This is a genomic window from Serratia sp. 1D1416 (assembly GCF_003641105.1).
GTDB lineage: Bacteria > Pseudomonadota > Gammaproteobacteria > Enterobacterales > Enterobacteriaceae > Serratia > Serratia ficaria.
Genome location: NZ_CP032738.1, coordinates 1,890,901 through 1,903,629, shown reverse-complemented (window position 1 = coordinate 1,903,629; position 12,729 = coordinate 1,890,901). Strand labels below are relative to the sequence as shown.

Annotated in this window: 15 protein-coding genes; 6 read left to right on the top strand and 9 right to left on the bottom strand. The window is 57.9% G+C overall.

What is annotated here, in order from left to right:
• Positions 1-50: 50 nt before the first annotated feature.
• A complete protein-coding gene (gene epmA, locus D7I37_RS09025) occupies positions 51-1,028 on the bottom strand; it encodes an elongation factor P--(R)-beta-lysine ligase (protein WP_061800507.1) in 978 nt (325 codons plus the stop codon).
• 386 nt (positions 1,029-1,414) lie between these two features.
• Here epmA and frdA point away from each other — a divergent pair, with 386 nt between their 5' ends.
• From frdA to frdD, 4 genes are read left to right on the top strand one after another with little or no spacing between them, the layout of a single operon-like run.
• Positions 1,415-3,211 carry a fumarate reductase (quinol) flavoprotein subunit gene (gene frdA, locus D7I37_RS09020; protein ID WP_061800509.1) on the top strand — a complete coding sequence of 599 codons (1,797 nt, stop codon included), beginning with the start codon at positions 1,415-1,417 and terminating at the stop codon, positions 3,209-3,211.
• Complete coding sequence (locus D7I37_RS09015; protein ID WP_061800510.1) at positions 3,204-3,938, top strand: succinate dehydrogenase/fumarate reductase iron-sulfur subunit; 735 nt, start codon at positions 3,204-3,206, stop codon at positions 3,936-3,938. The genes frdA and D7I37_RS09015 overlap by 8 nt, the downstream gene beginning before the upstream one ends.
• A gap of 15 nt (positions 3,939-3,953) precedes the next feature.
• Complete coding sequence (frdC, locus tag D7I37_RS09010; protein WP_129543573.1) at positions 3,954-4,346, top strand: fumarate reductase subunit FrdC; 393 nt, start codon at positions 3,954-3,956, stop codon at positions 4,344-4,346.
• Positions 4,347-4,358: 12 nt separating this feature from the next.
• Positions 4,359-4,718, top strand: coding sequence for a fumarate reductase subunit FrdD (gene frdD / locus D7I37_RS09005; protein WP_129543572.1), 360 nt, complete (start codon positions 4,359-4,361; stop codon positions 4,716-4,718).
• Between the two features lie 57 nt (positions 4,719-4,775).
• Here the strand turns inward: frdD and sugE are convergent, their stop codons facing one another.
• The 4 genes from sugE to efp all read right to left on the bottom strand — a co-directional run bounded on the left by sugE (position 4,776) and on the right by efp (position 6,311).
• Entirely contained in the window at positions 4,776-5,093 is a 318-nt protein-coding gene (gene sugE / locus D7I37_RS09000) for a quaternary ammonium compound efflux SMR transporter SugE (protein WP_061800513.1), read from the bottom strand.
• 195 nt (positions 5,094-5,288) lie between these two features.
• The gene (locus D7I37_RS08995; RefSeq protein ID WP_061800515.1) at positions 5,289-5,420 is read right to left on the bottom strand and encodes an entericidin A/B family lipoprotein; all 132 of its coding nucleotides are present in this window, start codon (positions 5,418-5,420) and stop codon (positions 5,289-5,291) included.
• 120 nt (positions 5,421-5,540) lie between these two features.
• The gene (locus D7I37_RS08990) at positions 5,541-5,672 is read right to left on the bottom strand and encodes an entericidin A/B family lipoprotein (RefSeq protein ID WP_061800517.1); all 132 of its coding nucleotides are present in this window, start codon (positions 5,670-5,672) and stop codon (positions 5,541-5,543) included.
• Between the two features lie 72 nt (positions 5,673-5,744).
• Positions 5,745-6,311: an elongation factor P gene (gene efp, locus D7I37_RS08985; protein ID WP_061800519.1), complete on the bottom strand. Its 567-nt coding sequence runs from the start codon at positions 6,309-6,311 to the stop codon at positions 5,745-5,747.
• Positions 6,312-6,353: 42 nt separating this feature from the next.
• Here efp and epmB point away from each other — a divergent pair, with 42 nt between their 5' ends.
• Entirely contained in the window at positions 6,354-7,382 is a 1,029-nt protein-coding gene (epmB, locus tag D7I37_RS08980; RefSeq protein ID WP_129543571.1) for an EF-P beta-lysylation protein EpmB, read from the top strand.
• A gap of 80 nt (positions 7,383-7,462) precedes the next feature.
• On the opposite strand, the gene D7I37_RS08975 is transcribed toward epmB, so the two are convergent.
• The 4 genes from D7I37_RS08975 to D7I37_RS08960 form a co-directional block, all read right to left on the bottom strand.
• Positions 7,463-7,807: a DUF4156 domain-containing protein gene (locus D7I37_RS08975; protein WP_061800523.1), complete on the bottom strand. Its 345-nt coding sequence runs from the start codon at positions 7,805-7,807 to the stop codon at positions 7,463-7,465.
• 419 nt (positions 7,808-8,226) lie between these two features.
• Positions 8,227-9,873 (bottom strand): chaperonin GroEL, encoded by a 1,647-nt coding sequence (groL, locus tag D7I37_RS08970; RefSeq protein ID WP_061800525.1) that lies wholly within the window; start codon positions 9,871-9,873, stop codon positions 8,227-8,229.
• Between the two features lie 44 nt (positions 9,874-9,917).
• Positions 9,918-10,211 (bottom strand): co-chaperone GroES, encoded by a 294-nt coding sequence (locus tag D7I37_RS08965; RefSeq protein WP_004952634.1) that lies wholly within the window; start codon positions 10,209-10,211, stop codon positions 9,918-9,920.
• Between the two features lie 190 nt (positions 10,212-10,401).
• On the bottom strand, positions 10,402-10,893 hold the full coding sequence (locus D7I37_RS08960) for an FxsA family protein (protein WP_129543570.1): 492 nt from the start codon (positions 10,891-10,893) through the stop codon (positions 10,402-10,404).
• Between the two features lie 349 nt (positions 10,894-11,242).
• Between D7I37_RS08960 and aspA the strand changes: the two genes are divergently transcribed.
• On the top strand, positions 11,243-12,679 hold the full coding sequence (aspA, locus tag D7I37_RS08955; RefSeq protein WP_061800720.1) for an aspartate ammonia-lyase: 1,437 nt from the start codon (positions 11,243-11,245) through the stop codon (positions 12,677-12,679).
• Positions 12,680-12,729 lie beyond the last annotated feature (50 nt).

Genomic DNA, 12,729 nt, shown 5'->3' with positions numbered 1-12,729 from the left:
GGGTTCGGCGTGCAATGCAACACCGAACCCTTTTATCACCACAAGATATCCTATGCGCGCCCTACCGGGAAGGCGAGCACCTCGCTCAGGCTCTCGGCGCCCAACGCCAGCATCACCAGGCGGTCGACGCCCAGCGCCACCCCGGAACATTCCGGCATGCCGTGCTGCAGCGCGTCCAGCAGGTTGTTGTCGATCGGGTGCTGCGGCAGGCCGCGCTCCGCGCGCTTGCGGTTGTCCTGCTCGAAGCGCTGGCGCTGTTCGCGACTGTCGGTCAGTTCACGGAAGCCGTTCGCCAGTTCGATACCCTTGAAATACACCTCGAAACGTTCCGCCACGCGGTGGTCCTCGGTGCTGATCTCCGCCAACGCCGCCTGGCTGGCCGGGAAGTGATAAACAAAGGCCGGCTTTTCGCGGCCGATGTGCGGCTCCACCCCAACGGTGAACAGCAGCTGCAGCAGCGTGTCGCGGTCTTCTTCGGTATCGGCGATGTTGCTCAGATCGAGCTTGGCCGCCGCTTCCCGCAGCTGCGCCTTCTCCGCCGACAGCGGGTCGAGATCCAAATGGCGCAGGAACGCCTGCTGATAAGACAGGGTTTCCGCACTGTCGCAGTCCAGCACCTGCTGCAGCAAATCGTCCACTTCATTCATCAGCCGGTACATGTCGTAATGCGGACGGTACCATTCCAGCATGGTGAATTCCGGGTTGTGATGCCGCCCGGCCTCTTCATTGCGGAAGCTGCGCCCCATTTGATAGATCGGGCCGCTGCCCGCCGCCAGCAGGCGCTTCATGTGATATTCAGGGCTGGTCATCATGTACAGCGTCAGGCCGTCCGCCGCGCCCGGCCCGACGAAGCGCGTCTGGAACGGGAACAGGTGAATATCGGTAACCGTCGCCTGGCTCATGGTGGGCGTCTCAACTTCCAGCACGCCACGATCGGCGAAGAAACGCCGGATCTCAGCCAGGATCGCTGCGCGTTTCAACAAATTGGCGATGGGTGCACTTGGCTGCCAGCTTGCCGTTTCGCTCATGGTAATTACTCCGAAATCAAACAGGGGATGCAGTCTACTCGTATCCCGGCACGCAAACAAATTCTTCAGGGTCGGCGGGCCGCAGCGGCGTCGATTTCCGACAATCGGGCGGCAAAAAGGGCGATAAAAAGGCGAACGCACGCTGAACGCGCCGTCATGGCAGAACAGCCTGTCGGCTAACGATTAATCGACAAAACAATCGATCACATCAAATTTCCCCTACTTAACTTTAGGTATAGTTAATTCCCCACAAATGGTGGGAGATACCTATCCTTAACCTTTAATTAACATCAATCGGTTCAATTAGTTAGCACCCGAAGCGTTTCATTAAATTTTAAGCATAGATATTTAACTTGCCGTTCTTAACCGAACATTGGAGGAATGCAGTGCAAACCTTTAACGCCGATCTTGCCATTATTGGGGCCGGGGGCGCTGGTTTACGTGCAGCAATAGCCGCAGCGGAAGCCAACCCTCAACTGAAAATCGCGCTGATCTCTAAAGTCTATCCGATGCGCAGCCATACGGTCGCCGCCGAGGGGGGCTCCGCCGCCGTCACTCAGGATCACGATTCTTACGACTACCACTTCAACGACACCGTCGCCGGCGGCGACTGGCTGTGCGAGCAGGACGTGGTCGACCATTTCGTGCACCAGTGCCCGCGCGAAATGACCCAGCTGGAACAATGGGGCTGCCCCTGGAGCCGCAAACCGGACGGCTCGGTCAACGTGCGGCGCTTCGGCGGCATGAAGATCGAACGCACCTGGTTCGCCGCCGACAAAACCGGCTTCCATATGCTGCACACCCTGTTCCAGACCTCGCTGAAATACCCGCAAATCCAGCGTTTCGACGAGCACTTCGTGCTGGACATTCTGGTGGACGACGGCCAGGCGCGCGGCCTGGTGGCGATGAACATGATGGAAGGCACCCGCGTGCAGATCCGCGCCAATGCGGTGGTGATGGCCACCGGCGGCGCCGGGCGCGTGTACCGCTACAACACCAACGGCGGCATCGTCACCGGTGACGGCATGGGCATGGCGTTCCACCACGGCGTGCCGCTGCGCGATATGGAGTTCGTGCAGTACCACCCGACCGGCCTGCCCGGCTCCGGCATCCTGATGACCGAAGGCTGCCGCGGCGAAGGCGGCATCCTGGTCAACAAGGACGGCTACCGCTACCTGCAGGACTACGGCATGGGGCCGGAAACGCCGCTGGGCGAACCGAGAAACAAATATATGGAGCTGGGCCCGCGCGATAAAGTTTCGCAGGCCTTCTGGCACGAATGGCGCGCCGGGCGCACCGTCGCCACCCCGCGCGGCGACGTGGTCTATCTGGACCTGCGCCACCTGGGCGAGAAAAAGCTGCTGGAGCGGCTGCCGTTTATCTGCGAGCTGGCCAAGGCCTACGTCGGCGTCGATCCGGTGAAGGATCCGATCCCGGTGCGCCCCACCGCGCACTACACCATGGGCGGCATCGAAACCGATCAACACTGCGAAACCCGCATCAAGGGGCTGTTCGCGGTCGGCGAATGCTCTTCCGTCGGCCTGCACGGCGCCAATCGCCTCGGCTCCAACTCGCTGGCTGAACTGGTGGTATTCGGCCGGGTGGCCGGCGAACACGCCGCGCGCCGCGCGCTGGAAAGCGGCCCGGCCAACGGCAACGCGCTGGACGCCCAGGGCCGCGACGTCGAAACCCGGCTGAGCAACCTGATGAAACAGGAAGGCAGCGAAAACTGGTCGAAAATTCGCGACGAAATGGGCCTGTCGATGGAAGAAGGCTGCGGCATCTACCGCACGCCGGAGCTGATGCAAAAAACCATCGATAAGCTGGCCGAGCTGAAGGAACGTTTCAAACGGGTCAAAATCACCGACAGCTCCAGCGTGTTCAATACCGATCTGTTGTACAGCATCGAGCTGGGCTACGGCCTGGACGTCGCCGAATGCATGGCGCACTCCGCCTTCAACCGCAAGGAATCGCGCGGCGCGCACCAACGTCTGGATGAGGGCTGCACCGAGCGCGACGACGTCAACTTCCTCAAACATACGCTGGCGTTCCACAACCCGGCCGGTGCGCCGCGGCTGGAATACAGCGAAGTGAAAATCACCAAGCTGCCGCCGGCCAAACGCGTTTACGGCGCCGAAGCCGATGCGCAGGAGAAAAAGGATAAGGAGCAGGCCAATGGCTGAGATGAAAACCCTGAAAATCGAAGTCATGCGCTATAACCCGGAACGCGACGCCGAGCCGCATTTCGAGACCTACGCCGTGCCTTACGATGAACAGACCTCGCTGCTCGACGCGCTGGGTTACATCAAGGACAACCTGGCGCCTGACCTTTCCTACCGCTGGTCCTGCCGCATGGCGATCTGCGGCTCCTGCGGCATGATGGTCAACCGGGTGCCGAAGCTGGCGTGCAAAACCTTCCTGCGGGAATACACCGGCGGCATGAAGGTCGAGGCGCTGGGCAATTTCCCCATCGAGCGCGATCTGGTGGTCGACATGACCCACTTTATCGAGAGCCTGGAGGCGATTAAGCCCTACATCATCGGCAACGACCGCACACCGGAAGAAGGCCCGAACGTACAGACTCCGGCGCAGATGGCGAAATATCACCAGTTCTCCGGCTGCATCAACTGCGGCCTGTGCTACGCCGCCTGCCCGCAATTCGGCCTCAATCCGGAGTTTATCGGCCCGGCGGCGATCACCCTGGCGCACCGTTACAACCTGGACAACCGCGACCGCGGCAAGAAACAGCGCATGCCGCAGCTCAACGGTCAAAACGGCGTCTGGAGCTGCACCTTTGTCGGCTATTGCTCCGAAGTCTGTCCGAAACACGTCGATCCGGCCGCCGCCATCCAGCAGGGCAAGGTGGAAAGCGCCAAAGACTTCATGATCGCCATGCTGAAGCCGCAATAAGGGAGAAAAATTGCCATGACAACACAACGTAAGCCCTATGTGCGCACCATGACGCCCACCTGGTGGCAGAAACTCGGCTTCTATCGCTTCTACATGCTGCGTGAAGGCACGTCGGTATTGGCGGTGTGGTTCAGCATCGTGCTGCTGTACGGCGTGTTCGCGCTGAAGGGCGGCGCGGAAAGCTGGGCCGGTTTCGTCGGTTTTCTGCAAAACCCGCTGGTGCTGCTGCTCAACATCGTCGCGCTGCTGGCGGCGGCATTGCATACCAAAACCTGGTTCGATCTGGCGCCGAAAGCCGCCAATATCGTGGTTAACAGCGAAAAAATGGGGCCCGGACCGATCGTCAAAGGGCTGTGGGCGGTCACCCTGGTGGTCAGCGTGATCATTCTGGCCGTCGCCCTGATGTAATCCGGAGGAAACATGATAAATCAAGTACCTAAACGCTCCGACGAGCCGGTTTTCTGGGGGTTGTTCGGCGCCGGCGGCATGTGGGGCGCGATAGTCGCGCCGGCCATCGTGCTGCTGGTCGGCATACTGCTGCCGCTGGGACTGTACCCCGGCGAGGCGCTGGACTATGAGCGGGTGCTGGCGTTCTGCCAGAGCCTGATCGGCCGCCTGTTCCTGCTGCTGATGATCATTCTGCCGCTGTGGTGCGGCCTGCACCGCATCCACCACGCCATGCATGACCTGAAGATCCACGTGCCGGCCGGCAAATGGGTGTTCTACGGGCTGGCGGCGATCCTCAGCGTCGTAACCCTGATCGGGGTCGTCACCCTGTAAACCGCTGCGGCGGCCAATGTCCGTTGGCCGCCTGTTTTAGGTAGGTGACTGGAGTTATCAGTGGCTGCTGAACTTCAGGCCAAGTATCCCGACCACAATCAGGCACAGGCTGATGATACGCGCGATATTGGTCGATTCGCCCAGCAATATCATCCCCATAATCGCTGCCCCCACCGCGCCGATGCCGGTCCAGACCGCATAGGCGGTGCCGGCGGGCAGCGTTTTCATGGCGTTGGCCAGCAGCAACATGCTGACCACCATCGCGGCGACGGTAATGATGCTGGGCGTGAGGCGGGTGAAACCCTGGGTGTATTTCAGACCGATAGCCCATACCACTTCGAGCAAACCGGCGATAAGCAGAATAATCCAGGCCATGAGACGGCCTCCATAAGCATGGGGTCGTCCCCGATGTAATGACGCGTGAACAGGTCGTCCCGTTCAGCTTGATGACAAATGCCGGGCAATTATAACGCAGCAAGACAAACGCGGAAAGGCGGGCATAAAGCGGTATTCCACAAAACGAACCGGGCGTTACTGCTTATGGAATACCACCGGAGTCTGGAAACACGCTTATTCCGCGCTGCGCTGAATGGCCTGGCCCCCGGCCTGGATATCTTCACCCACGCCCTTGGTGGTGTTGCATGCGGTCAATGAGCTCAAAATCATCAAAGAGAAAATGGCGATAATACTTTTCTTCAGCATAGGAAAGTCCTTATTTGTCGTGATGAAAAAGTACGGCCTTCTAAGCTTAGTAAACATTGACGCACGCCGCTGTTTAAAATGGCGTTTTTTTGGTCTAAATGATAAGTGGAGCTAATGCTTTTAGCTGGCCGTGCGCGAGATAGCGCCGCCAAGGTGTTGAACGTCTTCGCCAAAGCCGCGAAACGTATTACAGCCGCTTAGGGATGCCAGCAGCAACAGGGAGATCACGGCCAACAGCGTTTTCTTCATCATGCGAATTTTCTGCCAACGGTCGACGGGAAGGGATAAAACAGAGGAACCGCGGGGGTTCCTCTGCCTTGAAACTTATTTAACGCGAGATACGTATTCGCCAGAGCGGGTGTCAACGCGGACAACTTCGCCAATCTGCACGAACAATGGCACTTTAACCACGGCGCCGGTGCTCAGGGTCGCAGGCTTGCCGCCGGTACCGGCGGTATCGCCTTTCAGGCCTGGATCGGTATCAGTGATTTCCGCTTCGATGAAGTTCGGCGGCTGAACGGCGATAGGACGGCCGTCCCACAGGGTGATGATACATTCCGCATTGTCCTGCAGCCATTTTGCCGCGTCGGATACGGTTTTGCCGTCGACCTGATGCTGTTCGAAGGTCTCTGGGTGCATGAAGTGATAGAACTCGCCGTCGGTGTACAGGTAGTTCATGTTGGTGTCTACTACGTCCGCGCCTTCGCAAGAGTCGGTAGATTTAAAGGTTTTTTCCACGCGGGTGCCGGTCAGCAGACGGCGCATTTTTACGCGGGCGAACGCCTGGCCTTTACCAGGTTTAACGAACTCGCTTGACTCGACGGCGTAAGGTTCGCCCTCGAACATGATTTTAAGACCCGGACGGAAATCGTTGCTAGAATAAGTCGCCATGATGGCCCTCTGAATATTTGAACTGGTAGCTTAGCCAAAAAAATGGCACACATTATAACCCGAACTACGGCATATAGAGAAGATTGGTTGTATCAACTCGCCGATGTTATTACCGATCCTGATGAATTACTGCAGCTTTTGTCACTGAATACGCACCCGGAACTGCCGCAGGGGCGCGATGCCCGCCGGCTATTCGCGCTGCGAGTGCCGCGCGCCTTTGCCGCGCGCATGCGGCCGGGCGATGCCAATGACCCCCTGCTGCGCCAGGTGCTGACCGTCAAAGAAGAATTCATCAACGCTCCCGGCTTCACCACTGACCCGCTGGATGAACAGCGCAGCGTGGTGCCCGGCCTGCTGCACAAATACCGCAATCGCGCGCTGCTGCTGGTCAAGGGCGGCTGTGCGGTCAACTGCCGCTACTGTTTCCGCCGCCATTTCCCGTATCAGGACAACCAGGGCAACAAGGCCAACTGGCGTCAGGCGCTGGATTATATCCGCCAACACCCGGAACTGGATGAAATTATTTTCTCCGGCGGCGATCCGCTGATGGCGAAAGACAGCGAACTGGACTGGCTGATCGGCGAGCTGGAAGCCATCCCGCACCTGAAGCGCCTGCGCATTCACACCCGGCTGCCGGTGGTGATCCCGGCGCGCATTACCCCCGATCTGTGCCGGCGGCTGTCGGCATCGCGCCTGCAGGTGCTGATGGTGACCCATATCAACCACGCCAACGAGATCGACCGCGAGCTGCAGGCCGCCATGGCGCAGCTGAAGCTGGCCGGGGTGACGCTGCTCAATCAAAGCGTGCTGCTGCGCGGCATCAACGACGACGCCGACACGCTGGCGGCGCTGAGCAACGCGCTGTTTGACGCCGGCATTCTGCCCTATTACATCCACGTGCTGGACAAGGTGCAGGGCGCGGCGCATTTCATGGTCAGCGACGACGAAGCGCGCGCCATCATGCAGGCGCTGCTGAGCAAGGTTTCCGGCTATATGGTGCCGCGCCTGACGCGTGAAGTGGGCGGCAAACCGAGCAAAACGCCGCTCGACCTGCACCTGATGCAGAACTGAAGCGCCGCGAGGGCAACAAAAAGAGGAATGCCTGGGCATTCCTCTTTTTTTATTTGTTCGCTGCTATCGGCGCCGGTGCCTTATGGGCACTTATAAACCTGGCCGACCATTTTGCTGTCCAGCGGGGCGAAGCTCGAGAGCAGGTTTTGGCTCGGGCTGTTGGCGCCGTAAATCACGTTGCCGCCCATTTCCGCCGCCTTGTTGCGCAGATCGTTAGCCGCACCGCGCATCGAGCTGCCTTCGCCGCCGTTGCCGGACAGCCAGTTGCTCTGGGTGCCGGTCACTTCACCCAACAGTTGGCATTCCGCCGCCGGTTTGGTGTCGGTGAACTTAATCTGCTGACCTGCAGCGGTCAGTTGATGAGTGTTGCTGCAACCCGCCAGCAGTACGGCTGCCGAGAGACCCAGTAAGGCTTTAATCCGCATCTTGTTCCCCATATGATGTTGAGAATTACGCAAAATCTTATACCCGTCGTCTTTCAAGTTGCAGCCTTGTCGACTGCTTACAAGCCCATCCATGGGTCTTGCCCCCCCGGGGCCGCTGCAAGCAGCGTTCAAATCTGTTCCCGACAGATTTGTCGCTAACCCCAGTGACTTACTCAAGTAAGCGCCTGGCTGTCACTTGAAATTCATAGGGTATATCAGAAAGCGTTGCCACCTCTTAAGCATCCGTTGCCACCGAACGCTGGCCAACGTCTTGAGCGACAGCTGAGACCGATCAGTTTACCAGCTAAATCGCCTCGGGCTGCAAAAATATCATCAAATACAGTGCGGCAAAAAGCACAAAATAAAAAACCCCGGCCAGAAGACCGGGGTTTCTCAACACGCGTGAGCGCGGGGGATGATTACATCATGCCGCCCATGCCACCCATGCCGCCCATGCCGCCGGCGCCGCCTAAGTCAGGCGCGTCAGCTTTAGGCAGATCGGTAACCATGCACTCGGTGGTGATCATCAGGCCAGCCACGGAAGCCGCGTACTGCAGAGCAGAACGGGTGACTTTGGTCGGATCCAGGATGCCCATCGCGATCATGTCGCCGTATTCTTCGGAGTAAGCGTTGTAGCCGTAGCTGCCTTCGCCCGCTTTCACGTTGTTAGCGATAACAGAGGCTTCTTCACCGGCGTTGATCACGATCTGACGCAGTGGAGATTCCATCGCGCGCAGCGCAACTTTGATACCGACGTTCTGGTCTTCGTTGTCGCCTTTCAGGCCGGCAATTTTGCCCGCCACGCGGATCAGCGCAACGCCGCCGCCGGCAACCACGCCTTCTTCCACCGCAGCACGGGTTGCGTGCAGGGCGTCTTCAACGCGGGCTTTCTTCTCTTTCATTTCAACTTCAGTGGCTGCGCCAACTTTGATAACGGCAACGCCGCCGGCCAGTTTAGCTACGCGCTCCTGCAGTTTTTCACGATCGTAGTCAGAGGTCGCTTCTTCGATCTGCTGACGGATCTGGGTAACGCGGCCCTGAATGGTGGCTTCGTCGCCCACGCCATCGATGATGATGGTGGTGTCTTTGTTGATCACAACGCGTTTTGCCTGACCCAGATCTTCCAGGGTGGCTTTTTCCAGCTCCAGGCCGATCTCTTCAGAGATAACGGTACCGGCAGTCAGGGTAGCGATGTCCTGCAGCATGGCTTTACGACGGTCGCCGAAGCCAGGCGCTTTAACCGCAGCCACTTTCACGATGCCGCGCATGGTGTTGACCACCAGGGTAGCCAGCGCTTCGCCTTCAACATCTTCAGCGACGATCAGCAGCGGTTTGCCGGCTTTCGCCACGGCTTCCAGCACTGGCAGCAGTTCGCGGATGTTGGAGATTTTTTTGTCAGCCAGCAGGATGAACGGGCTTTCCAGCTCGACAGAACCGGTTTCCGGCTTGTTGATGAAGTAAGGGGACAGGTAGCCGCGATCGAACTGCATACCTTCAACCACGTCCAGCTCGTCTTGCAGGCCGGTGCCTTCTTCAACGGTGATGACGCCTTCTTTGCCCACTTTTTCCATCGCTTCTGCAATCAGTTTACCCACGGTTTCGTCGGAGTTTGCAGAGATGGTGCCTACCTGTGCGATGGCTTTGGAGTCGGAGCAAGGTACGGACAGTTTTTTCAGCTCTTCAACCGCAGCGACCACGGCTTTGTCGATGCCGCGCTTCAGATCCATCGGGTTCATGCCGGCAGCCACGGCTTTCAGGCCTTCGGTGATGATGGATTGGGCCAGTACGGTTGCGGTGGTGGTGCCGTCGCCTGCAGCGTCGTTCGCTTTGGAGGCAACTTCTTTCACCATTTGCGCACCCATGTTTTCGAACTTGTCTTCCAGTTCGATTTCACGGGCAACGGATACGCCGTCTTTGGTGATGGTCGGCGCGCCGAAGGATTTATCCAGCACTACGTTGCGGCCTTTCGGGCCCAGGGTCACTTTTACTGCATCAGCGAGAACATTCACGCCGCGGAGCATTTTCACGCGAGCGTCGTTGCCGAATTTTACGTCTTTAGCTGCCATTGGTATTTCCCTTCAACTCGTTCAGTTCAGAAGATAAAGCGCAATTACGCTTCAACAATTGCCAGAATGTCGCTTTCGGACATGATCAACACTTCTTCATTGTCGATCTTCTCTGCTTTCACGCCGTAGCCGTCGTTGAAAATCACGATATCGCCAACTTTCACATCCAGCGGTTGGATGTTGCCGCTTTCCAGCACACGCCCCTTACCCACTGCAACCACTTCACCACGAGTAGATTTACCCGCTGCAGAGCCAGTCAGAACGATGCCGCCAGCAGATTTTGATTCAACTTCTTTGCGCTTGACGATAACGCGGTCATGCAATGGACGAATACTCATTGAACGCTCTCCTGTAAGAAGGTCTCTATCAGATTTAGGGTTGTTCACCGGAATTTTTGTTATTACCGGCCTCGTGGAATTTGAGATGGGGGCATTCCATCCCCCTTCAAGGGGCCAGCTAAAAAAATTTTCGCTTTTGAGGACAATCCTCAGCGGCGGAAACAAAAAACGCGGCCCGAGCCGCGTTTTTTTAGCGATCGTTGCGCTTGTCGCGCTCATCGGGCTGGTGCTCCAGCCTGTAGCGATCGTCATCCTTACGCTGGAACTCGCCGTCGAAGGTGTTGCCGTTGGCGGCGTCGTCGCCGGGGCCCCATCCGCCTGGGCGGTAGACCGACAGATGCGGCATCAGCTTCAGCGTCAGCGTTTTTTGCACCGGCGGCAGCAGCAGCAACAGGCCGAGGAAATCGGTGAAGAAGCCCGGCACCAACAGCAGGAAGCCCGCCAGCACCAACGAAACGCTTTTCACCATTTCCGCCGCCGGGCTTTCGCCGGCAGCCAGTTTTTGCTGCATTTGCACGAAGGTTTTCATGCCCTGATTGCGCACCAGCGAAATGCCGACGCAGGAGGTAAACACCACCAGCAACAGGGTGACAGCCACGCCAAGCACGGCGGCGACTTTGATAAATAAGGATATTTCTATGTAAGCCAGCAGAAATATCAGCAGTAGCGGTAACCAGCGCACCTGGTTCTCCTATCGGTAGGTAAGGCGCAGCCGCTCTAAGGCGGCTGCGCGAAAAGGGAGGCCGTTCAAGGCCGACCCGAATAGAATGGGGACATCCGCCGGCCATTTCAACCAAAGGCCCTTTTTTATTGCTAAAGTTAGCAAACGTGAAAGAGATCACAGAACCGGAAAAGTGCGTTTTTATAAGCATCATAAGGTGATCTGGATTCAGTCATTTATTACTGACCAGCATATGATCTGGGCAGCAACGGGCGATATGGTTAATCGTTTCATGCCCCAAGCCTTCGGCAACATAAATTAGTTACCTGACAAATTATTAATTCGGCAGCAACACATAGAGAAGGTTCTCATGTCAAACAACATTCGTATCGAAGAAGACCTGTTAGGAACACGTGAAGTACCCGCAGAAGCCTACTACGGTGTTCACACTCTGCGTGCGATTGAAAACTTCTATATCAGCAACAGCAAAATCAGCGATGTTCCCGAGTTTGTGCGCGGCATGGTGATGGTGAAAAAAGCCGCGGCGATGGCGAATAAAGAACTAAAAACGATTCCGCGCAAGATCGCCGACGTCATCATTCAGGCCTGTGACGAAGTGCTGGATAAAGGCAAATGCATGGACCAGTTCCCGGTGGACGTGTTCCAGGGCGGCGCCGGCACCTCGCTGAACATGAACACCAACGAAGTGCTGGCCAACATCGGCCTGGAGCTGATGGGCCACCAGAAAGGCGAATACCAGTACCTGAACCCCAACGACCACCTCAATAAATGCCAGTCCACCAACGACGCCTACCCGACCGGTTTCCGCATCGCGGTGTACGCCTCCAATCAAAAACTGATCGACGCCATCAACCAGCTGCGCGAAGGCTTTGACCGCAAGGCGAAAGAGTTCGAGACCATCCTGAAGATGGGCCGCACCCAGCTGCAGGACGCGGTGCCGATGACTCTCGGCCAGGAATTCCACGCTTTCAGCGTGCTGTTGAACGAAGAAACCCGCAACCTGCACCGCACCGCGGAGCTGCTGCTGGAGGTCAACCTGGGCGCCACCGCCATCGGCACCGCGCTCAACACCCCGGAAGGCTACCAGCCGCTGGCGGTGCAGAAGCTGGCCGAAGTCAGCGGCCTGCCGGTGGTGCCGGCGGAGGACCTGATCGAAGCCACCTCCGACTGCGGCGCCTACGTGATGGTGCACAGCGCGCTGAAACGCCTGGCGGTCAAGCTGTCCAAAATTTGCAACGACCTGCGCCTGCTCTCTTCCGGCCCGCGCGCCGGCCTGAACGAAATCAACCTGCCGGAGCTGCAGGCGGGTTCTTCCATCATGCCGGCCAAGGTGAACCCGGTGGTGCCGGAAGTGGTCAATCAGGTGTGTTTCAAGGTGATTGGCAACGACACTTGCGTTACCATGGCGGCCGAAGCTGGCCAGCTGCAGTTGAACGTGATGGAGCCGGTGATCGGCCAGGCGATGTTCGAGTCTGTCCATATCCTGACCAACGCCTGCTATAACCTGCTGGAAAAATGCATCAACGGCATTACCGCCAATAAAGAAGTGTGCGAGCACTACGTCTTCAACTCTATCGGTATCGTGACCTATCTGAACCCGTTCATCGGCCACCACAACGGTGACATCGTCGGGAAGATCTGCGCCGAAACCGGCAAGAGCGTGCGCGAAGTGGTGCTGGAACGCGGCCTGCTGACCGAAGCCGAGCTGGATGACATCTTCTCCGTAGAGAACCTGATGCACCCGGCCTACAAAGCCAAACGCTATACGGATGAAAATGAACAATAACAGCCCTACCCGGTAGCCCGAAAGGCACGCTGAATCCCCTGGATAGCGTG